The 25,230-nt window shown below is 64.5% G+C and carries 22 protein-coding genes; 5 read left to right on the forward strand and 17 right to left on the reverse strand.

What is annotated here, in order from left to right:
• Window positions 1–67 precede the first annotated feature (67 nt).
• Window positions 68–3,475 carry a ribonuclease E gene (rne, locus tag DOM54_RS12065; RefSeq protein WP_110716532.1) on the forward strand — a complete coding sequence of 1,136 codons (3,408 nt, stop codon included), beginning with the start codon at window positions 68–70 and terminating at the stop codon, window positions 3,473–3,475.
• Window positions 3,476–3,813: 338 nt separating this feature from the next.
• Here the strand turns inward: rne and murB are convergent, their stop codons facing one another.
• The 7 genes from murB to DOM54_RS12100 form a co-directional block, all read right to left on the reverse strand.
• A complete protein-coding gene (gene murB / locus DOM54_RS12070) occupies window positions 3,814–4,848 on the reverse strand; it encodes a UDP-N-acetylmuramate dehydrogenase (protein ID WP_110716533.1) in 1,035 nt (344 codons plus the stop codon).
• Window positions 4,848–5,342: a low molecular weight protein-tyrosine-phosphatase gene (locus DOM54_RS12075; RefSeq protein ID WP_110716534.1), complete on the reverse strand. Its 495-nt coding sequence runs from the start codon at window positions 5,340–5,342 to the stop codon at window positions 4,848–4,850. Before DOM54_RS12075 ends, murB begins: the two co-directional genes overlap by 1 nt.
• Window positions 5,339–6,112, reverse strand: coding sequence for a 3-deoxy-manno-octulosonate cytidylyltransferase (gene kdsB, locus DOM54_RS12080; RefSeq protein WP_110716535.1), 774 nt, complete (start codon window positions 6,110–6,112; stop codon window positions 5,339–5,341). Before kdsB ends, DOM54_RS12075 begins: the two co-directional genes overlap by 4 nt.
• Window positions 6,109–6,309, reverse strand: a complete 201-nt coding sequence (locus DOM54_RS12085; RefSeq protein ID WP_187775931.1) for a Trm112 family protein — start codon at window positions 6,307–6,309, stop codon at window positions 6,109–6,111. Before DOM54_RS12085 ends, kdsB begins: the two co-directional genes overlap by 4 nt.
• 205 nt (window positions 6,310–6,514) lie before the next feature.
• Window positions 6,515–7,579, reverse strand: a complete 1,065-nt coding sequence (lpxK, locus tag DOM54_RS12090; protein WP_110716536.1) for a tetraacyldisaccharide 4'-kinase — start codon at window positions 7,577–7,579, stop codon at window positions 6,515–6,517.
• Entirely contained in the window at window positions 7,576–9,315 is a 1,740-nt protein-coding gene (gene msbA, locus DOM54_RS12095; protein WP_110716537.1) for a lipid A export permease/ATP-binding protein MsbA, read from the reverse strand. Before msbA ends, lpxK begins: the two co-directional genes overlap by 4 nt.
• Window positions 9,316–9,438: 123 nt before the next feature.
• Window positions 9,439–11,745 carry a DNA internalization-related competence protein ComEC/Rec2 gene (locus tag DOM54_RS12100; RefSeq protein WP_110716686.1) on the reverse strand — a complete coding sequence of 769 codons (2,307 nt, stop codon included), beginning with the start codon at window positions 11,743–11,745 and terminating at the stop codon, window positions 9,439–9,441.
• Between the two features lie 147 nt (window positions 11,746–11,892).
• On the opposite strand from DOM54_RS12100, the gene DOM54_RS12105 reads away from it, so the two are divergent.
• Window positions 11,893–12,423, forward strand: a complete 531-nt coding sequence (locus DOM54_RS12105; RefSeq protein ID WP_110716538.1) for a DUF2062 domain-containing protein — start codon at window positions 11,893–11,895, stop codon at window positions 12,421–12,423.
• 112 nt (window positions 12,424–12,535) lie between these two features.
• On the opposite strand, the gene DOM54_RS12110 is transcribed toward DOM54_RS12105, so the two are convergent.
• Window positions 12,536–13,249 carry an ABC transporter ATP-binding protein gene (locus DOM54_RS12110; RefSeq protein ID WP_110716539.1) on the reverse strand — a complete coding sequence of 238 codons (714 nt, stop codon included), beginning with the start codon at window positions 13,247–13,249 and terminating at the stop codon, window positions 12,536–12,538.
• Window positions 13,242–14,483 (reverse strand): lipoprotein-releasing ABC transporter permease subunit, encoded by a 1,242-nt coding sequence (locus tag DOM54_RS12115; RefSeq protein ID WP_110600142.1) that lies wholly within the window; start codon window positions 14,481–14,483, stop codon window positions 13,242–13,244. The genes DOM54_RS12110 and DOM54_RS12115 overlap by 8 nt, the downstream gene beginning before the upstream one ends.
• A gap of 280 nt (window positions 14,484–14,763) precedes the next feature.
• On the opposite strand from DOM54_RS12115, the gene DOM54_RS12120 reads away from it, so the two are divergent.
• The 3 genes from DOM54_RS12120 to DOM54_RS12130 all read left to right on the forward strand — a co-directional run bounded on the left by DOM54_RS12120 (window position 14,764) and on the right by DOM54_RS12130 (window position 17,784).
• Complete coding sequence (locus DOM54_RS12120) at window positions 14,764–15,816, forward strand: agmatine deiminase family protein (protein ID WP_110716540.1); 1,053 nt, start codon at window positions 14,764–14,766, stop codon at window positions 15,814–15,816.
• A 9-nt stretch (window positions 15,817–15,825) separates the two neighbouring features.
• Window positions 15,826–16,725, forward strand: coding sequence for a carbon-nitrogen hydrolase (locus DOM54_RS12125; RefSeq protein ID WP_110716541.1), 900 nt, complete (start codon window positions 15,826–15,828; stop codon window positions 16,723–16,725).
• A gap of 147 nt (window positions 16,726–16,872) precedes the next feature.
• On the forward strand, window positions 16,873–17,784 hold the full coding sequence (locus tag DOM54_RS12130) for a DNA replication terminus site-binding protein (RefSeq protein ID WP_110716542.1): 912 nt from the start codon (window positions 16,873–16,875) through the stop codon (window positions 17,782–17,784).
• A gap of 60 nt (window positions 17,785–17,844) precedes the next feature.
• On the opposite strand, the gene sthA is transcribed toward DOM54_RS12130, so the two are convergent.
• The 8 genes from sthA to DOM54_RS12170 all read right to left on the reverse strand — a co-directional run bounded on the left by sthA (window position 17,845) and on the right by DOM54_RS12170 (window position 25,230).
• The gene (sthA, locus tag DOM54_RS12135) at window positions 17,845–19,236 is read right to left on the reverse strand and encodes a Si-specific NAD(P)(+) transhydrogenase (RefSeq protein ID WP_110716543.1); all 1,392 of its coding nucleotides are present in this window, start codon (window positions 19,234–19,236) and stop codon (window positions 17,845–17,847) included.
• 73 nt (window positions 19,237–19,309) lie between these two features.
• The gene (gene nqrM / locus DOM54_RS12140) at window positions 19,310–19,567 is read right to left on the reverse strand and encodes a (Na+)-NQR maturation NqrM (protein WP_110716544.1); all 258 of its coding nucleotides are present in this window, start codon (window positions 19,565–19,567) and stop codon (window positions 19,310–19,312) included.
• A gap of 11 nt (window positions 19,568–19,578) precedes the next feature.
• The gene (locus tag DOM54_RS12145; RefSeq protein ID WP_240613878.1) at window positions 19,579–20,562 is read right to left on the reverse strand and encodes an FAD:protein FMN transferase; all 984 of its coding nucleotides are present in this window, start codon (window positions 20,560–20,562) and stop codon (window positions 19,579–19,581) included.
• Between the two features lie 53 nt (window positions 20,563–20,615).
• Entirely contained in the window at window positions 20,616–21,848 is a 1,233-nt protein-coding gene (nqrF, locus tag DOM54_RS12150) for an NADH:ubiquinone reductase (Na(+)-transporting) subunit F (protein WP_110716546.1), read from the reverse strand.
• 65 nt (window positions 21,849–21,913) lie between these two features.
• Window positions 21,914–22,534: an NADH:ubiquinone reductase (Na(+)-transporting) subunit E gene (gene nqrE, locus DOM54_RS12155; protein ID WP_110600158.1), complete on the reverse strand. Its 621-nt coding sequence runs from the start codon at window positions 22,532–22,534 to the stop codon at window positions 21,914–21,916.
• Entirely contained in the window at window positions 22,527–23,207 is a 681-nt protein-coding gene (locus DOM54_RS12160) for an NADH:ubiquinone reductase (Na(+)-transporting) subunit D (RefSeq protein WP_110600160.1), read from the reverse strand. Before DOM54_RS12160 ends, nqrE begins: the two co-directional genes overlap by 8 nt.
• Before the next feature lie 2 nt (window positions 23,208–23,209).
• On the reverse strand, window positions 23,210–23,989 hold the full coding sequence (locus DOM54_RS12165) for a Na(+)-translocating NADH-quinone reductase subunit C (protein ID WP_110716547.1): 780 nt from the start codon (window positions 23,987–23,989) through the stop codon (window positions 23,210–23,212).
• The gene (locus tag DOM54_RS12170; protein WP_110716548.1) at window positions 23,986–25,230 is read right to left on the reverse strand and encodes an NADH:ubiquinone reductase (Na(+)-transporting) subunit B; all 1,245 of its coding nucleotides are present in this window, start codon (window positions 25,228–25,230) and stop codon (window positions 23,986–23,988) included. Before DOM54_RS12170 ends, DOM54_RS12165 begins: the two co-directional genes overlap by 4 nt.

A 25,230-nucleotide genomic window follows, 5' to 3' on the forward strand; every position in this document is an offset into this window, starting at 1 on the left:
CCGCTTGCGGTTCGTCGTCGCCGATTGCAGCACGCCTTCCACCGGCACGCTCAATTAGCGAGACCGTATGAAAAGAATGCTCATCAATGCGACACAGCCGGAAGAGCTGCGCGTCGCACTCGTGGATGGACAACGCCTTTACGACCTGGACATCGAATCCGGTGCCCGGGAACAGAAGAAAGCCAACATCTACCGGGGCAAAATCACCCGCCTCGAACCCAGCCTCGAAGCGGCCTTCGTCGACTTCGGCGCCGATCGCCACGGCTTTCTGCCGCTCAAGGAAATTTCCCGCGAGTACTTCTCCAAGGACCCCTCGGGCCGACCCAACATCAAGGAAGTCCTGAAAGAGGGTCAGGAAGTCATCGTCCAGGTCGACAAGGAGGAGCGCGGCAATAAAGGCGCGGCGCTGACGACCTTCATCAGCCTGGCGGGACGCTTTCTGGTCCTGATGCCCAACAACCCCCGCGCCGGCGGCATCTCTCGCCGGATCGAGGGTGAGGAGCGCAGCCAGCTCAAGGATGCCATGGGTCAATTGACCCTGCCGGACAAGATGGGCGTGATCGTGCGCACGGCGGGTATCGGCCGCTCCCCCGAGGAGCTGCAGTGGGATCTCGACTACCTGGTTCAGGTGTGGGATGCGATCACCACCGAAGCGGTCAAGCGCCCTGCCCCGTTCCTGATCTACCGCGAGTCGAACGTGATCATCCGCGCCATGCGCGACTACCTGCGCCAGGACATCGGCGAGGTGCTGATCGACAGCGCGGACGTACACGAGGAAGCGCTGAGCTTCATCCGTCAGGTGATGCCGTCCTACCAGCAGAAGATCAAGCTCTACACCGATGACGTGCCGCTGTTCTCGCGTTTCCAGATCGAGTCCCAGATCGAGACCGCCTATCAGCGCGAGGTCAAGCTGCCCTCGGGTGGTTCGGTCGTCATCGACCATACCGAGGCGCTGGTCTCGATCGACATCAACTCGGCACGCGCCACCCGTGGCGCCGACATCGAGGAGACCGCGCTCCAGACCAATCTGGAAGCCTCCGATGAGATCGCCCGCCAATTGCGGCTGCGCGACATCGGTGGCCTCGTGGTCATTGACTTCATCGACATGTCGCCGGCACGCAACCAGCGCGAGGTCGAGAACCGGGTTCGCGATGCCCTCAAGCTCGACCGCGCCCGCGTCCAGATCGGCCGTATCTCGCGCTTCGGACTGATGGAGATGTCGCGCCAGCGGCTTCGCCCTTCGCTGGGCGAGACCAGCGGCGTCGTCTGCCCCCGCTGCGATGGCCAGGGCACCATTCGCGACGTCCGCTCCATGGCGCTGTCGATCCTCCGCCTGATCGAAGAAGAGGCGATGAAAGAGCGTAGTGCCCAGATTCGCGCCATTTTGCCGGTGCCGGTGGCGACCTACCTGCTCAACGAGAAGCGCAACGTTCTCTCCGACGTCGAGCGTCGCCAGAACGTCAAGGTTCTGCTGCTGCCGAACCCGGAGATGGACACGCCACACTACGACGTCCAGCGCCTCCGTGACGACCATGTCTCCGAGGATGGCGACGAGACCAAGTCCAGCTTCGAGCTTTCCGTCGACAGCGACCTGCTAAAGGAGCCGGAAACGACGCTCTCCAAGCCGATCCAGCGCACCCAGGCCGCCGTGCAGACGGTCCAGCACACGGCCCCGGCTCCGGACTCGCTGCATCAGGAACCCGAGAAGAAGGTCGCCCCCCAACCCGCCGCCGAGAGCACGGCCACGCCAGCAGCAACGCCGACTCCGCAGGCCCAGGCGGCCAACGGCGGCCTGATGCAGCTCTTCAGGGGCCTGTTCGGCCGCCGCCGTGCCGACGAGGAAGCAGCGGGCTCCAGCGATGCCTCCGGCCAGCGTAATCAGGGCAGCCAGGGTGGCAACCGCTCGGCGGGCGCTTCCCGCGGCAGCAATGCAGACAACGGCTCGGCCAACTCCCGCCCTTCCCGGCCGACGGGCCAGAAGAGCGACCAGCGGAGCGATCGCGATAGCAGCGGGAAGCGCAGCGACAGCGCCTCCCGCAGCAACGACGGCAATGCGCGAGGCGACAACAACGCCCGTGGTGGCGATGGCAATCGCCAGGGCAACAATCGTCGCCGTCGCGGCCAGGATGATCGTCAGGGCGGCAGCGACAGCCGTAATGACAATCGCCAGAGCCAGGGTCGTCAGCCGCGTCAGGACAACCGGCAGGACGGCCGCGGCAAGACGGACAAGACCGGCAACGAGGCAAAGGCCGACACCGCGAAGACCGACACCACCAGCCCTTCCGGCAACGTCAAAACCCCGCGCACCGACAACCGCGACGCCTCGCCCGCGCCCAGCGCTCCCAAGGAGACTGGCGAGAGCAAGCCGAAGCGGACACGCAACAATCCGCGCAACCGCTCGCGCAAGCACGCCCTGAACCCGGCAGCCGCCGAGGAGCAGCAGAAGCTGCAGGCGGCAGCGGCGGCCGATACCGGTGACGACGCCAAGTCGGTCGGGGCCGAATCGCTCCAGGACCAGACGGCCTCTTCCGAGCGCCAGGCCCCGGTGGCCGAGGCCAAGAGCGAGGAAAGCGAACGCTCGCGCGCCGAACAGGCCGAACCGACCGCGACCACGAGCGAGCCGAAAGAGCCCCGATCCAGGACCAAGCCCGCCAAGGCAGCCGCGTCTGGAAAGGCGGCTAACCCGCGGAAGTCGGAGCGGACCAAGCCGACATCCTCCGAGTCGGTCTCGACGGACAGCGCCCCTGAGACATCCGTCTCGGACGAGGATCAGGTAGTCAAGGCGCAATCCGAGGCTGCGATCGAAGCGGACCAGAAGGCCACGCCGACGGAGACCGTTTCGGAAACCAGCCAGCGGGCGGACAATCACGACGTCGCTGCCGACGCCACGGCCGACTCCGCCGAGCGGCCTGTCGAAGCGCCAGCGTCCGCCGAGGCCAGCACGCCCGAAAAGACCACATCGCCGGCAAGCCCCTCGGCGAGCGATGAAGCCGCCAGCCAGTCGACAGCTGGCGAAGAGGCGTCGCAACAGGAGCGTGTCGAGACCTCACCGGCTCAGGAGGCGATTGCCCAGTCGACGGCATCGACCGAGGAGAGCCCGGCGTCGGCTGCTCCCGCCGGACCGATCGCGGACGAGACGGCAGACCAGCCTGTCCCGGACGCGACCAAGGCCGACGACGTCGAGCCCGAGGAAAACGCACCGCGTGACACCACACCGGTAGCGCCGGTATCCGAAGCGTCGGCAACGCCCGCCTCAACCGAGGATGACACCGGGACAGCGGCTCCGACCCAGGATCAGGCGCGTCAAGCCGAGGCCAGCGCGGCCCCGGCCGATGAGCGTCCGATCAAGGCCACGGAAAGCCCGGCGGCCAGCCAGCCTGGTGACGAGAGCGAACCCCGACGACCACGTCGTCGGCGGGCGCATAACGATCCGCGTGAAAAGCGGCGTCGCGAGACCGGCCAGGGCGACAACTGAGTCGCCCCCAGCCACGAAAAAGCCCAGACAGCGATGTCTGGGCTTTTTTTGATTCCCGGGGTCCGCGCCCCCGATCCATTCCAACGCCCGAACCGGCCCAGGGGCCGTACGAAAAGTCGGCCAGCGAAGGCCAGACCGAGGCGCGGAGCCAAGGCAAAATCGGCGAAGACGGACCGGGCTGGCGCACCGGTTTACGAGGTGGAAATGCGTATTTTGACGGGGGTGCCTAGCTAGGGGGCGCCGAGTTCTGGCTGGCGTTCCAGCCGATGTTAACGCCGTACTGCCGAGCGCAGGCCGTTCTCGCACGGAACCTAGCACTCGGCAGCACGTCTGCCCGCTCAGATGGCCGCGGTCTGGATGCAGCGAGGCTCACGCTCGAGCGCCACTCCGAATGCCGCCTGCACGGCGCCGACGATTCTCTCGGAGAACGAGAGCAGCTCTGCCAGCGACCCTCCACCGAAATGGACCAGCACCAGCGCTTGGCGATCGTGGACACCGAACGCCCCTTCCCGAAGGCCCCGCAGCCCGCACTGGTCGATCAGCCAGCCGGCGGCCAGCTTGACCCGGCCATCCGGCTGCGGGTAATGCGGCATCGAAGGCGCCGCCGACAACAGCCGCTCGGCCTGGGTCCGCGAGACCAATGGGTTCTTGAAGAAACTGCCGGCGTTGGGCGTGACGAGCGGATCAGGCAGTTTCTCCCGGCGAATGGCGCAGATCGCCTCGAAGACCGCCCGCGCGCTCGACGGGTCGGCGACGCGATCACCCAGTGCGCCATACTCCAGCTTGGGCGCCGGCCGTGTGGAGAGCGTCAGCCCCAACCGGGTGATCACGACCTGGTTGGCCAGTTCGTGCTTGAAAACGCTGTCACGATAGTCCAATTCACACGCCTCTCGGCGCAGTCGGCGACGCTGACCGTCTCGTCGATCGACCAGTTCGACCCAGTCCAGCACATCCCCAATCTCGACACCATAGGCGCCAATATTCTGTATCGGTGCCGCGCCGGCCAGTCCCGGTATCAAGGCGAGGTTCTCGATCCCCCACAATTCGCGTGCCACGCAGCGCTGGACCAGCGCATGCCAATTGACGCCAGCACCTACCTCGACGTGCACGGCGCCGCCTTCACCCGCCATGAACGACACGTCATCGAGTTCCGCACGCAACGTAAGCCCTCCCACTATCGGTGGCAGCAACACGTTGCTCCCTCCACCGAGCACCGTGAGGTCCCAGTCGTGCCGATTGGCGAGTTCCACGCCTTGCACGACGTCGCACTCGCGACGGGCGAGCCAGAAACGCTCTGCCCGGCTCGGCAGTGCCAGGGTGTTGGCGTGACGTAGATCGTGATCGACCTGCAGCTCGGGAATCGGGTCCGGCATCAGGCGCCGCCCACACGCTGCCGAAGCGACGCCGTCAACCCATCGACGGCAAGCTCGAGTTGATCCAGCACCCGGAGAAACCCCGCCTCGCCGCCGAAATATGGGTCAGGCACATCCGTGTCCGGCTGGTTGGCGTAGTGGAGCAGGCGGGAGACCCTCGCGCGGCTACCTTCAGGCCGACGCGCCAGCACCTGATCGAGATTGTCGGTATCCATCACCAGAATCTCGTCGAACTGCGCGAAGTCCTCCTGCACCAACTGGCGCCCACGCAAGCCGCTCAGGTCGACGCCGCGCTCCGACGCCGCCCGGACGGCGCGGGGATCCGGGGCCTGACCGATATGCCAGGCCCCGGTGCCGCAGGAGTCGACCTCGATGCTAGCGTTGAGGTCCTCGTCCTGAAGACGCTTCCTGAGCATGCCCTCCGCCGTCGGCGAGCGACAGATGTTGCCCATGCAGACGAACAGGACCCGCCATACGGGACGCGAATCACTCATGCCCTCTCCCGCTGAGAAAAATGCTGACGCACCCGTTCCAGGTCCTCCAGGGTGTCGACGCCGCCAGGCAGGGACGAAGAGACCGTTGCCACCTGAATGAGGTGGCCGTGCTGCAGCGCCCGCAATTGCTCGAGCTGCTCGAGCTGCTCCAGCGGCGCCGGTTGCCAGGTGACATAATCGCCCAGGAATCCAGCACGATAGGCGTAGAGACCGACGTGGCGCAGCCAGGCGTCCGTCTCCAATCGTGTCGGCGGCTGGGTCTTCCAGGCATTGCGATCCCAGGGGATCGGCGCCCGGGAGAAATAGAGCGCCCGCCCGCTCAAGTCGGTCACGACCTTGACCACGTTGGGGTTGAACAGCGTATCGACATCGTGAATCGGCTCGGCCAGCGTCGATACCGACGCCCGCACGTCGGACGCGAGGCGCTCCGCGACGAGATCGATCACCGAGGCCGGCAGCAGCGGCTCATCGCCCTGGACGTTGACTACGATGGTCTCGTTCGGCAACGCCAGCTTGGCGCTGACCTCGGCCAGACGATCGGTGCCAGAATGGTGATCGTCACGCGTCATGACGACCTCGGCGCCGAACCCCCGGGCCGCCTGTTCGATACGCGCATCGTCGGTGGCGATCACGATCCGCGATGCGCTGCTCTCCCTGGCCCGCAACCATACGTGCTGGACCATGGGCAGCCCGTCGATATCCATCAGAGGCTTGCCCGGAAGGCGGCTGGAGCCGAAGCGGGCCGGAATCACGACAACAAAATCGCTCATGACGTCGGGGCCGCCTTGCCGAGCTTTTCCTCGGTCGACATGACGCGCGCCTCGCTTTCCAGCATCACCGGGATCCCGTCTCGAACCGGATAGGCCAGCCCGCTGACCGAGCTCTTGAGCTCCTGACGTTCGCGATCGAAGGTCAACTCGCTATGGCTGACCGGACAGATCAACATCGTCATCAATTCCTTATCCATGATCATTCCTTATCGGAGATTCCGAGTACGTCGGCGCGTTCATCAAGCCAGCGCCGAGACATGTCAACATGATCGCGCCATCGTCGCCGATACGCCAGAGAGGCGCGACCCGAATCTGGGCTCCGCACGACGACGGCCTGCGCTCGGCACCACGGCGCTGACAACCGTCTAGAGCGCCGACCCGGTCCGTTCTTCAATGCTTGCCTTAGCTTCGCGCCCCGGTCTGGCCTTCGCTCATCGACTTCTCGTGCAAACCCTGGTCACGCTTCCAACCCTCGACCCGATTGGCCCACCAGGTGACGAAAGCCGGTTCGGGTCTCGCTTCCACATCCAGCGCCCAGCAGCGGTCGTCGACGAAATCCGTGCATTTCACGGCGTCCTTGGCCGTCATGATTACCACCGAGGCCTCCCTGGGCAGGTCCGCCACCGAGAATCGATGATGGTCGCCGAAAGCGTGTTTCTCATGGGCGATCCCCAGGGCTTCCAGCGTGTCGAAAAAGCGCTGCGGATGGCCGATACCGGCCAGTGCCGCCACCGCTTCGCCCGACGCGAATGGCGGATGCTCGACGGGATGGCGCTCGTCGCTCGCCAGGTGTCGCCATGCCACGGGAGAGAGCACCAGCGAAAAACGGGGCGCTTCGCCCTCTTCATCGTCGGCCGGCGGGACGTCCCCGCCGTTGCCGATCAACGCATCGACGTCGCGCAAGCGCCGGAGGGGCTCCCGGAGCGGCCCTCGCGGCAGGCAGTGCCGGTTCCCAAAGCCGCGCCGTGCATCGACGACGACCAGTTCCAGCATGCGCCCCAGGGCGTAATGCTGGAGACCGTCGTCGGCGACCACGATATCGCACTTCGCATTCTCGATGAGCCAGCGCGCTGCTCGGGAACGATCGGGGTCGACCACCAGCGGCACCCCGGTCTGTCGGGCAAGCATCAGCGGCTCGTCACCGCTCTGCGCCACCGGCGTCTCCGCGGTCACCGCCAGCGGGTAGCGTTCGGCCTTGCCACCGTACCCCCTGGAAACGATCCCCGGCCGCCAGCCGTTGTCGCCCAGCCAGCGCACCAGCCAGGCGACCAGCGGCGACTTGCCGGTCCCGCCCACCGAGAGATTGCCCACCACGACCACCGGCACCGGCGGCCGCCATACCGTCCGGCGCCCCGTCCGATAGGCCTCTCGCCGGCGTGCGACGATGGCGCGATAGAGCCACTCCAGCGGTGCCAGCAGGCCGAGCCAGGCCGAGCCACGATACCAGGCTCGCTCGAGCGGGGTCACACCTCCTCCTGAAACTGGAGCTGATGCAACGACGCGTAGGCACCGCCCTTCTCCAGCAGCTCGGCGTGAGTGCCGCTCTCGATCAGACAGCCCTGATCCATGACGGCGATTCGATCGGCGCGCTCGATGGTCGACAGCCGGTGGGCGATGACGAACGTGGTTCGACCCTGGCAGACCACCTCCAGCGCCCGCTGGATGTAGCGTTCGGACTCGGTATCCAGCGCCGACGTCGCCTCGTCGAGTATCAATACCGGCGCATCCTTGAAGATGGCCCGGGCTATTGCCAGACGCTGGCGCTGGCCACCGGAGAGCATGACGCCGTTGTCGCCGACCACGGTGTCGTAGCCTTTCGGCAACTGTTCGATGAACTCGTGGGCGTAGGCCGCCTTGGCTGCCGCCTCGATCTGCTCGCGGCCGGCATCGGGTACGCCGTAGGCGATGTTGTCGGCGATCGTGGTGTTGAACAGCGTCACCTGCTGGGAGACCAGGGCGATCTGCTGGCGCAACGGCGACAGGCGATACTCCTGGATATCGACTTCATCGATCAGGATGCGACCGTCGGTAGGCCGATAGAATCTCGGCAACAACGACATCAGCGTCGACTTGCCGCTCCCGGAGCGCCCGACGATGGCGACCATCTGGCCAGCGGGGACCTCGAGATCAATACCCTTGAGCACCTCCGGCTGGTCTTCGTCATAGGCGAACCGCACCCCTTCGAAGCGGACGTCACCCTTCAATCGCTGAGGCATCCGGCCGCCCTCGTCGTGTTCCGTCGGGCGGCTGAGCAGGCCGAACAGCTCCTGGGACGCAGACAGGCCCTTCTGGATGATGCTGTTGACGTCGGTCAGCGAGCGAATCGGCTTGGCCATCAGCGACGCTGCGGTGATGAAGGCGACGAATTCGCCCGGCGTCATGGCGTTCATCAACTCCGGCGCCATCGCCAGCCACACCAGACCTGCCAGTGCCAGGGCCACCAGCAACTGGATGACGGGCGTACTGGTCGCCTTGGTCATCGCCTCCTTGATACTTTGCTCGCGGTTGTAGTTGCTGGCGGCCTCGAAGCGGCGCTTTTCATACTCCTCCGCGCCATGGGTCCGCACGACCCGATAACCGGTCAGCGCCTCGGAGGCGACGTGAGTCACGTCCCCCATCGAGTTCTGGATACGTCGGGAAATCTTGCGGAAGCGCTTGCTGGTGTAGCGCACCACCAGGCCAATCAACGGCGTCACGCACATGAAAATCAGCGTCAGCAGCCAGTTGGTCCAGAACAGATAGCCGATCAGGCCGATCACGAACAGGCCTTCCCGCAGGATGATCGTGATCGCATTGGTGGCGGCGCCCGTCACCTGCTCGACGTGATAGGTGACCCGGGAGATGAGATGGCCACTGGAGTGCATGTCGAAGAAACGGCCCGGCAGGTGCAGCATGTGGTTGAAGACGTTGCAGCGCAGCCGGTGCACCACATTACGCGCCACGTTGCTCATGAAGTAGGTGCCGAGAAAGGTTCCGACCCCTCGGGCGGCGAACATGCCGATCACGAATAGCGGCAGGAAGTAGCGAAACGCGGCATCGGGATGCTGTATCCCGTCGATCAGCCGCTTCATCATTTCCGCCAGAGCCGTGCTCGAGGCGGCGTAGATGGCATAGCCGACCACCGCCAGGGCGAACGAACGCCACTCTACGCGGACGTATTCTAGAAGGCGTCGATAGAGTGCCAAACTGGAAGCTTGCGACACGGTAACTCCGTTCGACTGGGAAAAGGTCTGGCCCGCGGCGCTGCGAGCACCGTTCAGCCAGGCCGCCGAGGGGACGAGCGTCGATGCAGTCCTGCTCCGCCGTCGTGCGCCCCGGGGCGACCATCAGGGGCTGGATTCTACCCCAACATCCCCGACGTCGACAGCCGACCGCCGCGACCATCCCGGATGGCGCTGGGTGGAGACCTCGAGGCCTGATCGCGTCAACACGACACGTACCGCGCCATCATAAGCCGTGTTCCAGACCCGGCTCCCGGCATCGACGAAGCGTTGCACGACCGCCGGCGCCGGGTGGCCGAACGGATTGCCGCGTCCGCTGCTGAAGATCACCTCGCGCGGGCGCGTCGCCGCGACCAGGGTCGGTGACGAGCTGGTGGCGCTGCCATGATGGCCTGCCACCAGCACATCCAGGCGGCGACGCCCCAGCGGCCCACTTTCGAGCGCATTGACGAACTCACGCTCCCGTCCCGCCCCCGCGTCACCGGTGATCAGCACCCGGCGCACGCCCAGCGTCACCAACAGGACGCAGGAGCGGTCGTTGGCGTTGGCGGCGATATCGCCGGCCGGGGGCGAGAGAAAATGCCATGACGCCTCCCCATCCCGCCAGCCGCCACCAGCCTCGCAGTGACGCGACGGCAACCCCAGATCGTTGCCGCGAGGCGCCCACCAGTGCTCCACCCGATGCTCTCGGCGCAGCGCGGCGATCCCCCCCGAGTGATCGGTATCGCTGTGGGTGACGACGACATCGTCGAACCGCTGGCCCGGCGGCCACAGTAGGGAGGCCGGCATGAACCCCGAACCGAACCGGGGGCCGGTATCGACCAGTACGCGCCGCTCCTGCGTCTTCAGCTCGACCAGTTGCCCCTGGCCAACATCATAGACGGTGACGACCAGTTGGTTCCGTTCCAGGCCAGGCGCCCGCAGCAGCGTGACGAATATCAGCAGCGATGGGCAAGCCCACGCCCGCGTCGACCGCTCTACACCGGGCAGCAGCCACAGCAACCCCCACAGCATCAAGGCCAAGGCGATCGGCCAGCGCCACCAGGAGGCGGGGATCCACGACGGCCAGCTGTCGGCGGCGCCGGCGAGAACGGCGGCCAGCATTGTCGCCAGTTGATCGAAGGGCCACCAGACACCGCTCGCCAACGCCTGCCAGCCGCTGAAAAGCCAGCCCACGAACCCGAGCGGCACCATCACGCTACCCACCAGCGGCACGGCGAACAGATTGACCAGCGGCGCCACTGGCGACAGGCGTCCGAAGGCGAGAAGCACGGCTGCCGCCATGAACGGCGCCAGCAACCACTGGCTGCGCAGCAACGCAATCCCCCAATCTCTCCAACCGGAGGGACGGGGGCGTCCCGACCACGCCATGATCAACACGGCAACGGCCAGAAAAGAGAGCCATAGGCCCGGCCGCCAGGGCGCGAGAGGATCACTGATCACGGTCAGCGCCAGGGCCAGCCACCAGGCCTGCCACCAGCCGGGAGCGTGACGTCCGCTGGCTGCCCAGAGCCCGACCGCGGTCATGATCGCGGCCCGGGTGGCGGGAGGCTCGAAGCCGGCCAGGCCAGCATAGGCGAACGCCGCTGCTCCCGCCCCGACCCACGGCCAGACCGTCATTCGCCAGGAAAGTGGCTGGAACCAGCGCGACAGTCCCCGGAGAATCCATAACACAAGCGTCGCGACGAGGCCGACATGCAACCCCGAGATCACCATCAGATGCGTCGTGCCGGTGGCATTGAGAAGCCGCCAGTCGTCATCGTCGAGCCGGTCTCCCGCACCGAGCGTCAATGCCGCCAGCCAGTGCTTGCCTCGGGGTGACAGCGCCATCTCCTCCAACTGGCCAAGCGCCAGCCGGCGCAGGGAGAAAGCGGCCCCGTCGAGGCGTAGTGGCGACTCGTCGCGAACGTAACCGAGCGCCTGAATCCCCTCCCGCCAGAGCCAGGCGCCGTAATCGAAGGTATCCGGGTTGGAGAACCCTAGCGGCTCGCGCAGGCGAGTATTGAACGACCAGCGCTCCCCCGATCGCAACTCAGGGGCGCCGTACCAGGACAACCTGACCCGCGTGGCCGCGGGACAGGCGTCATCCGGCTCGGCCGGACGGCAGCCATCGACATCGAACAGGAAGCGGGAACGGCGCTGATCGGCGTCCAGGGACAGGATGCGACCAGTCAGCACGAACTCGTGCCCCGCCAAGGAGGGAGGCAGAATGCCGTGGCGCTGCTGCCCGACATCATGAGCACAAGCCAGGAAACCCAGCATTGCCAGGCCTCCCCACAGCGACCGCCTCCGGAGCGCCAACGCCAGGCCGAAGCCAGCGATGGCCAACGGGACGCCCCAGAGCGAGGCTTCCGCGCCGCCAATGCGCTGACCGACTAGCGCGCCAGCGATCGCGGCCAGCGCCAATGGCATGGCCCAGCCGGTACGACGGCCCCATGCCCAGGCCCGTCTTTTCGCTTCAACGGCCGGCAAGGCCAAGGCTTCTCGATGGAGGAGTTAACATGGCGGGCCCTTGGGGTTGTATGGATAATGGGCCTTCTTCGTCCAGCGAGCGGCCTCATGTCTCGTCGATGGTTACAACGCTACATTCCCAGCCAGGAGAGGCTGCAGCGCACTCGTTCGCTGCGATTCATGCACCACATGCTGGGCGATCCGGCGATGTGGGTACTCTCTCGCCGTAGTGTCGCCAACGCCTGCATGGTCGGCCTGTTCGCGGCGATGCTGCCCATCCCCGGCCAGATGCTGCTGGCGGCGTTCGGTGCCTACTGCCTGCGCGCCAACCTGCCGCTTTCCGTCAGTCTGGTCTGGCTAACCAATCCCCTGACCATGCCGGTGGTGTTCTACTTCAACTATCGGGTCGGCGCCTGGGTCATGAACTATCCCGCGCGCCAGGTCCCGGATCACATCACCACCATGTGGATCGCCGAGCAGATGGCTCACATCATCCTGCCGCTGGCGGTCGGCTCGGTCATCGTCGGACTGGTGCTGGCCACCGCCGGCAACGTTCTGGTGCGGTTGATCTGGCGGTTCCAGATCTACCGTAGCTGGCGCAAACGCGCCAGACGGCGGCAGCGCCGGCAGCGGAAGTGAGCGCCGACGCGCCGAATCCCTCGGTACCATGCCCCGCGAGCGCGCGGAGGCCAAAAAAAAGCCGCCCTGGACTATTGATCGTCCAGGACGGCTTCGGCTTTAGCCGACGGGATCAGACAGCGCTCAATTGGCCTCGGTCCAGGCGCATCGTGCGATCCTGGTGCGCCGCCAGCGACATGTCGTGCGTGACCACCACGAACGCGCAATCGGTGGTCGCCGCCAGTTCATCCATCATGGCGAGGATATTGGCCGCCGTATCCTGATCCAGGTTGCCGGTGGGCTCGTCCATCAGCACCAGGCTGGGATCGGTGACCAGCGCCCTGGCGATGGCCACGCGCTGGCGTTCACCGCCCGACAGTTCGCCCGGCTTGTGCGCGCCTCGCGGCGCCATCCCGACCCGATCCAGCAGTTTCTGCGCCTTGTCGACCGCGACTTTGCGCGTCTGGCCGCGAATGATCAGCGGCAGCGCGACGTTTTCCGCGGCGGTGAACTCCGCCAGCAGGTGATGGAACTGGTAGACGAAGCCGATATAGCGATTGCGGAAGCTGCCCAGTGCCGCCTCGCCCAGCCCCGCCAGCGACTGGCCACCGATGATGACCTCGCCCCCGCTCGGCCGATCCAGGCCGCCAAGGAGATTGAGCAGCGTGGTCTTGCCGGAGCCCGAACTGCCGACGACGGCCACCCGTTCGCCGGCCCGCACCTGCAGATCCAGATGGTCCAGAACGGTGAGGTCCTGCGGCCCCTCGCTGTAGATCCGCGTGAGCTGGCGGCAGTCGAGCATGATGTTGTCTCCGCTTGCGGGTGACCGGGAGTCGAGTTCACTCATAGCGCAGCACCTCCGCTGGCTGGATTCGCGCCGCTCGCCAGGCCGGATAGAGCGTCGACAGGAAGGTCAGGCCGAAGGCGCTGGAGACGATCACGACGAGATCGCTCATTTCGAGCCGCGATGGCAGATAGCTGATGAAATAGACATTGGGGTCAAGGAACTGAATACCGGTGGCGGCCTGGAACCAGGCAATGATATCGGACACCGTCAACGCCAGAATGACGCCCGCGATGACGCCGATCACGATACCGATGATCCCGATCGCCAGGCCCTGCACCACGAAGATGCCCATGATCGATTTCGGCTTGGCGCCGATGGTGCGCAGGATCGCAATGTCCGCGTGCTTGTCGGTAACCACCATGACCAGCGTCGAGACGATGTTGAATGCCGCCACCGCGACGATCACCATCAGCAGCAGGCCGATCATGTGTTTTTCCATCTGGATCGCCTGGAACAGGTTGCCGTGGGTGTAGGTCCAGTCGAGGCCGCGATAGCCTGCGCCCAGGTTCGAGACGATGTCCCGCGTTACCGGGCCCGCCTTGAACAGGTCGTCGAGCTCCAGACGCAGCCCATCGACCTTGTCGCCAAGCCGAGCCAGTGTCTGCATGTCCTCGATATTGGCATAGGCCAGATTGGCGTCCAGGTCGGCCCCCACCTTGAAGATGCCGCTGACCGTGAAGCGTTTGAGCCGTGGGAAGACACCACCAGGCGTGATCGATGCCTCGGGCACCAGCAGCGTGACCCGGTCTCCCACGCCGACGCCGAGATTGCGCGCCAACAGCGAGCCAAGCACCACGTGCCAGCTGCCGGGTGACAGGTCGTCGAGCGAACCAGCCTGCATGTGCTGGCCGATGATCGAGACCTTGCGCTCATATTCCGGCTGCACCCCGGTGACCATCGCCCCCTGGGTGCGGCCACTGGCCGAGAACATACCCTGCTGCTGCACGTAGGGCGCGGAGGCGATCACGTCCTTGTGCTGGTCGACCTTCTCGGCCAACGCCTTCCAGTCCTGCATGCCGCCCTGCTGCTCGATGCGGGTATGCGGCACCATGCCCAGCACGCGAGTGCGGAGCTCATGATCGAAGCCGTTCATGACCGACAGCACCAGGATCAGAACCGCGACCCCGAGCGCCAGCCCGAGCATGGAGGTGAGTGAAATGAAGGAGATGAAGTGGTTACGTCGTTTGGCCCGAACATATCTCAGGCCCACCAGAAAGGGTAAGCGATCAAGCATCAGGTAGGGTTCCTTGTCAGCAGCGGCTCATGTTACGGGTTTTGACGGTTGCGGCAAACGCTCGTCTGCCAAGCGATTTGTCGCTTGCCAGCCACATCCCCCACGCTAGACTGTCACTCCGTCGGCGATTGGGCGGCGGATACCGTGGAACGGCGGCGATGTCGAAAGCCCCCCGACAGGAGTTGGTCGACCTCTTGCAGCGCCACGCTCAAGCTCTACAATGCCGCGTCCTCGACATCGGCTCTGACGCACACCGGCCCTTATGCGCAATGGAGACACCATGACCCTGCGTCTGTTCCCCGAATGGCACCCGCAAGACGCGATCCAACTGACCTGGCCGACGCCGACCAGCGACTGGGCGCCGCTGCTCGAGCATATCGAGGCGACGCTGGAGGCGATGGTGGTCGCGATCACGCGCTACCAGCCGGTGCTGATCGTCGTCCACGACGATCGCCAGCGGGCTCGCCTGGGCGCCCGATTCGCCTCGCTAGGGGTCGATGCCGCCCGTTACCATCTCGCGGTGGCGCCCAGCGATGACACCTGGGCACGAGATCACGGCCCGATCGCCATCGAACGCGACGGCACCATCGAGCTGCTCGACTACGTCTTCACCGGCTGGGGCGGCAAGTTTCCAGCCGAACGCGACGATGCGCTGACCCGGGCGCTGGCCGATCAGCAACTGTTCGCGGCCGCCGTGGTATCGCAAGCGCTGATCCTCGAGGGCGGCGCCATCGATACCGATGGCGAAGGCACCCTGCTGACGACTAGCGCCTGCCTGCTCAACCCCAATCGCAATCCGGGCCTGGATCGCGACGCGATCGAAAACCAGCTTGCGGAGCAGCTCGGCGTTTCTCGCGTGCTGTGGCTCGAGCACGGCCATCTCGAGGGCGACGATACCGACAGCCATGTCGATACGCTGGCGCGTTTCTGCGATCCCGCAACGATCGCCTACGTACGCTGCGATGACCCCGACGATGTGCACCATGAAGCGCTGATGGCCATGGAAGAGGAACTCAAGGCCCTGCGGCGCGAAGATGGCTCGCCCTATCGTCTGCTGCCGCTGCCGTGGCCCAAGCCATGTTTCGACCCGGAAGACGGGCATCGCCTGCCGGCGACTTATGCCAATTTTCTGATCATCAACGGCGCGGTGCTGGTGCCAACCTACGGTGACGCTGCCGATTACCGCGCGCTCAAGGTGCTCGACGAGGCCTTCCCCGGTCGCGACGTGATACCGATCGACTGCCGTGCCGTCATTCGCCAGCATGGCAGTCTCCACTGCCTAACCATGCAGCTGCCGCGAGGTTCGCTGAACCCCGCACTCTTCCCAGGTTAAGGAGAGACAATGTCCAAGACACTCAAGATCGGTCTGGTGCAGCAGCAGGCCTGGCCGGAAAAACAGCGCAGCCTCGATGCGAGCGAAGCCGGCATCCGCGAACTCGCCGCCCAGGGCGCCGAACTGATCCTGCTGCAGGAGCTGCACGCGACCCACTACTTCTGCCAGTCCGAGGACACCGCGCTCTTCGATCTCGCCGAGCCGCTGGACGGACCGACCGGGCAGAAATTGGCCGAGCTGGCTAGAGAGCTGGACATCGTCATCGTCGGCTCGATCTTCGAGCGCCGCGCCGCCGGCCTCTATCACAACACGGCGATCGTGCTGGATCGCGCCCGAGGCCGCGTCGGACACTACCGCAAGATGCACATTCCCGACGATCCCGGCTTCTACGAGAAGTTCTACTTCACCCCGGGCGACGAGGACGCGAGCCAGGGGTTCGAGCCGATCGACACCTCCGTGGGCCGCCTCGGCGTACTGGTTTGCTGGGATCAGTGGTATCCGGAAGCCGCCCGTCTCATGGCCCTGGCGGGCGCCGACCTGCTGCTCTACCCCACGGCGATCGGCTGGACGCCCTCGGACGACGCCGCGGAGAAGCAGCGCCAGAAAGAGGCGTGGACCTTGATCCAGCGCTCTCATGGCGTCGCCAACGGCCTGCCGGTCCTCGTCGCCAACCGCGTCGGCCATGAAGCCGATCTATCGCAGGTTGGCGAAGGCATCGACTTCTGGGGTGGCAGTTTCGTCTGTGGTCCTCAGGGCGAATTTCTGGCCCGCGCCGGCGAAGCGAGCGAAAACCTGCTGGTCGATGTCGATCTGTCGCGCAGCGAGGACGTTCGCCGGATCTGGCCCTACCTGCGCGACCGTCGCGTTGACGCCTACGCCGACCTGACCCGCCGCTACCGCGATCGCTGACCCGGACTCGTCGTGTGGTTGCCGCCGGAAACGGCGGCAGCGCTTTTCGCCCACATTCGCTACTGACATCGATTCACCGCTTCCCGACGCTTGTAACAGCAGCTAGGATAACGGTATAAACCAAAAGCCACCCCTTGGGACCCGTCAATGGAACTGCAGTATCGCTTGCTGGCCGAGCTGGAATCCGACTTCGACCACCTGATCGATGCAGTCGAGCATCTGGCAACGGCCTACGCTGGCGATCCTACTCCCGCCTGGGCACTCGGCGATTCGGTCGTCGACGCCAGCTGGCTCCGTCATGCCTTGACCGATTTCTGGTATCAGGATGGACAGGATGGTCGTGAAACGCGCAACTACATCGGTGTGATCGTCGCCGGACCGGTGATCATGGAAGCGGTCGAAGCGGTCAATCACGCCAAGGCAGGATTTGCCGCGACACTGAAACGTATCCGTCACTCGGCGCCGAGACTGATCCCCGAGATCAAGGCCGTCCTGCCCTTCCGGCATCCGGTGCTGCATGACCACCTGCGGGGCCAGGGGCTGGCCCGCCTGCATCTCAAGCAGTGCTGGCGCCAGCTACCGGTCGCCGACGCGCCGCTCTCGCGCATCCGGCTTGCGTGGTACACCAGCGGCCGCTCGATCAAGCGTCTCAGCGTTGCCGATGCGGAAGCCCGATTGAATCAGATGGACCTGGCGGCACAGCACATTCAAATTCAACTGCGCAAGCTCGCCGACATCCCCAGCGACGAACCCCTGGCACAGATCCAGCAGCAGGCGCCGGTGATGCGAGCCAACCTGTTCTTCCGCGAGGCGCTGGAGGATGGGCGCATGCGTCGAGCCATGAACCTGCCGCTGCCGCTGTTCATTCCCGACCCCGCGCTGAAGCTCCCGCATCTCAACGACCCGCCGGCACATCCGCCGAAGACGCGAACCCGCGCCCGCCGATCCGATCAGCGGTTGGAGGATGATGTGTTTTTGAAGAGCCTGCGTGTCTACCGCTATCGCAATCCGGCTCTGCAGATCGCTATCGAACGTCAGCAAACGGCAGAGACGCCGTGATTCGACTCGCCTGCGTCAGTCTAGGCGCGCCCGAGGGCCGGACGCGCTGGCTGGCGGGGTTCAAAACAGTCGGTTCAGTCCATTCTGGGCCGCGATGCGATAAGCCTCGGCCATGGTGGGATAGTTGAAAGTGGTATTGATGAAGTAGCGAAGCGTGTTCGCCTCGCCCTTCTGCTGCATGATCGCCTGGCCGATATGGACGATCTCCGACGCCTGGTCGCCAAAACAGTGGATCCCCAGTATCTCCAGCGTCTCGCGGTGGAACAGGATCTTGAGCATGCCGGCGGTGTCGCCGGTGATCTGCGCGCGGGCGGTATCCTTGAAGAATGCCTGAGCCACTTCGTAGGGCACCTTGGCTTCGGTCAGCTCCCGCTCGGTCTTGCCCACCGAACTGATCTCGGGAATCGTGTAGATTCCGGTAGGAATATCGTCGACGAAGCGAAAATCCTCGCCGAGGAACTCGTCGCTGGCACTGCGACCCTGGTCATAGGCCGCGCTCGCCAGGCTCGGCCAGCCGATCACGTCCCCCACCGCAGAGATGTGCGGGATCGCCGTGCGATAGTGGTCGTCCACCTGCAACTGGCCGCGGCCGTTGGCTTCCAGCCCGATGTTTTCCAGCCCCAGTTCGTCAGTATTGCCGGTGCGCCCGTTGGCCCACAGGAAGGCATCGGCGCGCAGGCGTTTCCCCGATTTGAGGTTGACTACCACCCCCGCCTCGTCGCCCTCGACGCTCTGGTACTCCTCGTTGTGGCGAATCAGCACGCCGTAATTGCGCAGCTCATAGGAGAGCGCATCACTAATCTCGTCGTCGAGGAACGACAACAGCCGCTCACGGGTGTCGATCAGGTCGACCTTGACGCCCAGGCCGGAGAAGATGGAGGCGTACTCGGACCCGATCACGCCGGCACCGTAGATGATCAGCGTGCGCGGCGTATGCGACAGACCGAGGATGGTGTCTGAGCAGTAGATCCGTGGGTGACGGAAGTTGACGTCCGCCGGCCGGTAGGGGCGCGACCCGGTGGCGATCACGAACTGCGGTGCACTGAGCTCTTCCGCTCCTTCGTGATTGTCCCGGACCACCACAGTGTGTTCATCGCGGAAGCGGGCCACGCCGAAGAACAGATCGATGCGGTTGCGGGAATAGAACTTGGTGCGGAGTTCGACCTGCTGGTCGATCGTCACCCGGGAGCGCTCCAGGACCTTCGGGAACGAGAACCAGCGGGGCTCGCCAATATCGCGAAACATGCGGTTGGTGTTGAACTGCATGATCTGCTTGACCTGGTGCCGCAGCGCCTTGGAGGGGATGGTTCCCCAGTGCGTGCAGTTGCCACCGACCGAGGACTGCCGCTCGACGATGGCAACACGCTTGCCATGCTTCGCCGCGTTGATTGCCGCGCTCTCTCCCGCGGGCCCCGAGCCGATGACCACGAGGTCGTAATTGTGAACTGCCATGTGCTTCGCCTACTCCTTACCCGATGGCTTACGATTCGATTGGCTCGTGGCGACGCCGTTTCCCAGCATGCTGCTAACGCTTGACCGCGTTGTAACCCAGGTCCGCGCCGCGATTCTCGTCGCTGCGCCGACGTGCTCCAGCCAGGTTCTTGCGGCTCTCCTCCTCGCAGACGTCATCGTTGCCGCCGCAGATTTCGCACCCGTTCTTCAGCCCCAGCGTATTGAGACCACCGCAGGAGCCCGCGAGAGGCTTGCGTCCGAGGATGACGCCGATCGCCATGCCGCCGACCAGTAGCAGCATGATGGCAAAGGCCAGAATCCAGATCGTCATGACTGATCCTCCTAATCCGAGTCTTTCAGGTAGCGCTGAAACGCAGTCGAAGCCCGAGTTTCAAAGCCATCCGGGGTTTTGACAACGAGATAGACCGCCAAGTTTTCCCGTTCGGCCATGGCATAGCCCGCGTCCGGCCCCATCACGTCGATCGCCGTGGCCAGCGCATCGGCCGTCATGCAGTCGGACGTGACCACCGTCACCGAGACCAGATGATGCTGGATGGGCCGGCCGGTGCGCGGGTCGATGGTGTGGGAGTATCGCTTGCCATCGCTTTCGAAATAGTTACGGTAGTCGCCCGATGTCGCCACGGCCGAATCATCCAGCTCTATGATACGCTGCACGCTACGCTCGTTCGAGATCGGTTTTTCCACCGCGATCCGCCACGGCTCGTCGCCGGGCTTGCTGCCTCGCGTGCGGATCTCCCCACCCACCTCGACCAGGTAGCGCTGCACATCCAGGGCATCCAGCGCCCGCGCCACGGCATCGACCCCATACCCCTTGGCAATGCCCGACAGATCGACATAGACCGGCTTGGTCTTGGTCAGGGTGTCGCCATCGAGCTTCAGCGCCTGGTAGTCGACCTCTTGCAGCGCCTTGGCGATGGCGTCGTCACCGGGCACGCGATCCGGATGCTTGTCCGGCCCGAACCCCCACAGGTTCACCGCCGCCCCGACCGTGACATCGAAGGCCCCATCGGACATGTCACCTATCCGAATGGCCTCGCGGATCACTTCCGCGGTCTGCGGCGAGAGCTGGAACAGCTCTCCGACCGGCGCCTGATTGAACCTGGAAAGCTCGGAGTCCGGCTTGTAGGTCGACATCAGGTGGTCGACCCGATCCAGCGCCGTCTTGACCGCACGCTCGATGTCGGCGAGCTGGTCGTCGTCGTAATCGCCGTAGAAGGTGACATGGAACCCGGTACCGAAGATCGGCCCCTCCAGCCGATAGGACTGGGGATCACGCTCGCACCCGGCCAGTAGTGCGAATAGCAACAGGGCCAATCCCAGAAGGATCGGCCCTGTCGCTCGGCGCCGTTGCGATCCGATCATCCGCCGAAGTCATCCAGCATGATGTTCTCCGGCTCGACGCCGAGATCGGTCAGCATCTTGATCACCGAGGCATTCATCATCGGCGGACCGCACATGTAGTACTCGCAATCCTCCGGTGCCGGGTGGTCCTTGAGATAGTTCTCGTAGAGCACGTTGTGAATGAACCCGGTTGGCCCTTCCCAGTTGTCTTCCGGCTGAGGGTCGGAGAGCGCCAAATGCCACTCGAAGTTGTCGAACTCTTCGGCCAGTTGGTCGTACTCTTCGTTGTAGAACGTCTCCCGCCAGGAGCGCGCACCGTACCAGAACGACATCTTGCGCGAAGACTTCAGTCGCTTGAGCTGGTCGAAGATATGGCTTCGCATCGGCGCCATGCCCGCACCGCCGCCGATGAAGACCATCTCGGCGTCGGTATCCTTGGCGAAGAATTCGCCGAACGGCCCCATCACGGTCACCTTGTCGCCCGGCTTCATGGCGAAGACGTAGGTCGACATCAGCCCCGGCGGATGGCTCGACTTGGGCGGCGGCGTGGCAATGCGGATGTTGAACTTGAGAAGCCCCTTCTCTTCCGGGTAGTTCGCCATCGAGTAGGCGCGAATCACCTCCTCGTCGCTCTTGTGCGAGATGTCGAACAGGCCGAATTTCTCCCAGTCCCCGCGGTACTCTTCCTCGATATCGAAGTCCGAGAACTTGATGTCGTAGGGCGGTGCCACCAGCTGCACGTAGCCGCCGGCCCGGAATGCGACTTCCTCGCCCTCCGGCAACTTGAGGTTGAGCTCCTTGATGAAGGTCGCGACGTTGGGGTTCTGCGTCACCTCGCATTCCCACTTCTTGACCCCGAACACCTCGTCGGGGACGCGGATCTTCATGTCCTGCTTGACCGGCACCTGACAGGAGAGACGCCAGCCTTCCTTCTTCTCGCGCAGCGTGAAGTGAGACTCTTCGGTCGGCAGGATCGAGCCGCCGCCGTCACTCACCTGGCACTTGCACTGGGCGCAGGAGCCGCCGCCGCCGCACGCCGAGGAGAGAAAGATCCCGTTGGCGGCGAGCGTCTGCAGCAGCTTCCCCCCAGCCTGGGTGGTCACGGTGTTGTCAGGGTCGCCATTGATCTCGATCGCCACGTCGCCGCTGCTCACCAGCCGGCTGCGCGCCGCCAGAATGATGGCCACCAATCCCAGCACGATCACGGTGAACATGACGACGCCGAGCACGATGATGGATGTATCAACCATGTCGGATTCCTATATTCCTGTTTGCGGCGGCGCCGCTGTCACGACGCCACCCGGTCATGTTGGTGTCAGAGCTGAATGCCGGAGAAGGACATGAAGCCCAGCGACATCAACCCTGCCGTGATGAAGGTGATGCCGAGACCCTGCAGGCTGCCCGGTACATCGCTGTACTTGAGCTTCTCGCGGATACCCGCCAGCGCCATGATGGCCAGCGCCCAGCCAGCGCCGGCGCCAGCGCCGTAGATCACCGACTCGCCGAAGGTATAGTCGCGCTGCACCATGAACAGCGACGCCCCCATGATGGCGCAGTTGACCGTGATCAGCGGCAGGAACACGCCCAGGGCGTTGTATAGCGCCGGCACGAACTTGTCGAGGAACATCTCCAGGATCTGGACGATGGCGGCGATGACGCCGATGTAGCTCAACAGTCCCAGGAAGCTAAGGTCGATGTTCTCGGCCCCTTCCAGGCCGGTCCAGCTCAGCGCACCCGCCTTGAGCAGGTAGTTCAGGATCAGGTTGTTGACCGGCACGGTGATCGTCAGGACCACGATCACGGCGATGCCCAGGCCGATGGCCGAGGAGATCTTCTTGGACACGGCCAGGAAGGTACACATGCCGAGGAAGAAGGCCAGCGCCATGTTCTCGACGAAGACCGCCTTCACGAACAGGCTGAGATAGTGCTCAAACATTGGCGGTCTCCTTGATCTTGGCCTTGCTGTTGGCAACGATGCGGTATTCGGTCTTCTCGATCTGCTCCGGGTTGAACCAGCGCAGCACCCAGATCATCAGCCCGATGACGAAGAACGCGGATGGCGGCAGCAGCATCAGGCCGTTGGGCACGTACCAGCCGCCGCTCTGGACCGTCGGCAGGATCGTCAGGCCGAACACGCTGCCGGAGCCCAGCAGTTCACGCACGAAACCGACGATCAGCAGGATCACCGCATACCCCAGGCCGTTGCCGACGCCGTCGAGGAAGCTCATCACCGGTCCGTTCTGCATGGCATAGGCTTCGGCACGCCCCATGACGATACAGTTGGTGATGATCAGGCCGACGAACACCGACAGCTGCTTGGACATGTCGTAGGCATAGGCGCGCAGCACCTGGTCGACCACGATCACCAGCGACGCGATGATCGTCATCTGCACGATGATGCGGATCGACGATGGGATGTGATTGCGGATCAACGATACGAACATGCTGGAGAAGGCCGTGACGACAATCACCGCCAGGCCCATGACCAGCGAGACGCTCATGGAGTTGGTCACCGCCAGCGCCGAACAGATCCCGAGTACCTGCAAGGCAATCGGGTTGTTCTTGAACACCGGTGACAGGACGACGTCTTTCACGGAGTCGGTAGCCATCTTCACGCACCTCCTTGGGAATCGTCGTGGAATCGGGCGAGGTACGGGGCGTAGCCCTCGTCACTCAGCCAGAACCGCAACATGTTGGTGACGCCCCGGCTGGTGAGCGAGGCTCCCGACAGCGCATCGACTTCGTATTCGCCGCTGGCACCGCCTTTCACGAGTTGAATCTGAGGATCCTGGAAATCATCGCCCTCGTAGATCTTCTTGCCGTCCCACTTGGCCTTCCAGCGCGGGTTGTCGACCTCGCCACCGAGGCCCGGCGTCTCCGACTGATCGTAGTAGGATAGCCCCACGATGGTATTGCCGTCGCCACGCACGGACAAGAAACCTTCCATCAGGCCCCACAGCCCCTGACCTCGGATCGGCATGACGATCTGCTCCGGATCGTCGGGATCGCCAACCAGATAGACCGTGGAGTAGTTCTCCTGACGCCCGATGCCGGCGATATCGTCCTCGCCCGACAGCGTGCGAGAGGTCGCCGGATCCTTGGCGGCATCGAACTGGTCGTAGCTGTCCGGATCCAGGTCGTCGGAGTATTCGCCGGTCTTGAGATCGACCACCCGCGGGGTGATCAGCTCGGCGTACTTCTCCTCGACATCGTCGCCCGGCTTGTAGAGCTGGGTCACCTGGAGGATGTTGCTCTTACGATCCAGCTCCTGGTTCTGAACCTGCTTCGGCTTGAGAACCACGGCTGCGGAAGAGACGACCACCGAGCAGACGACGCAAAGTGAGAATGCGACGATCAGCGTCTTCTTGATCGAGTTGTTGCTCGCCATCAGACAGCCTCCTTCTCGGTGGTCGTGGGCGCCGGCGCCAGGCTCGCGAGCCGTTTCTGGCGTCGCCGGATGTTAGCCTGCACGAAGTAGTGGTCGATGAGGGGCGCGAACAGGTTGGCGAACAGGATCGCCAGCATGATGCCCTCGGGGAATGCCGGGTTGACCACGCGAATCAGCACCGTCATTACCCCGATCAGCGCACCGAAGATTAGCTTGCCGCGATCGGTCATGGACGCCGACACCGGATCGGTGGCCATGAACACCATGCCGAAGGCGAACCCACCCAGCACCAAGTGCCAGTACCACGGCATCGCGAACATCGGATTGCTGTCGGAGCCGACGAAGTTGAACAGCGTGGAGGTCAGGATCATGCCGAGCATGACACCGGCCATGATGCGCCAGGAAGCGATACGCGTCAGCAGCAGCACCGCCGCACCGATCAGGATCGCCAGGGTCGAGGTTTCTCCCACCGACCCCTGGATGAAGCCGAAGAAGGCATCCCACCAGCTGTACTGCTGATGCAGGCCTTCCATGCCGTTGAGCGACGCGTTGGAGAGCGCCGTGGCGCCGGTATAACCGTCAGCCGGGACCCAGACGCTGTCGCCGGAGATCTGGGCCGGATAGGCGAAGTAGAGAAAGGCGCGTCCGGTCAGTGCCGGGTTGAGGAAGTTCTTGCCGGTACCGCCGAAGATCTCTTTGCCGATCACCACGCCGAAGGTGATACCGAGCGCCACCTGCCACAGCGGGATGGTCGCCGGCAGCGTCAGCGCGAACAGCACGGAGGTGACGAAGAAGCCCTCGTTGACCTCGTGGCCACGCTTGACCGCGAACAGCACTTCCCAGAAACCGCCCACCACGAACGTGACCAGATAGATGGGAAGGAAGTAGGTGGCACCCAGGACGAAGTTGGCCCAGACGCTCGCCGGATCGTGGCTACCCGCCAGCGCCATGGTCAGCGTCTCGCGCCAGCCATCGATCGCGCTGAAACCATCGGCAATCGCCAGGTTGGCCTGATAGCCGGCGTTGTACATGCCAAAGAACATGGCCGGGAAAGTACAGGCCCAGACCGTGATCATGATGCGCTTGAGGTCGATGCCGTCGCGCACGTGCGTCATGCTCTTGGTGACGCTGGGCGGCGAGTAGAAAATGGTATCGACCGCCTCGTAGAGGGCGTAGAACTTCTCGTACTTGCCGCCCTTCTCGAAATGAGGCTCCAGCTTGTCGAGCGTGTTGCGAATCCCCAT

The sequence above is a fragment of the Salinicola acroporae genome (assembly GCF_003206615.1).
Taxonomy (GTDB): Bacteria; Pseudomonadota; Gammaproteobacteria; order Pseudomonadales; family Halomonadaceae; genus Salinicola; species Salinicola acroporae.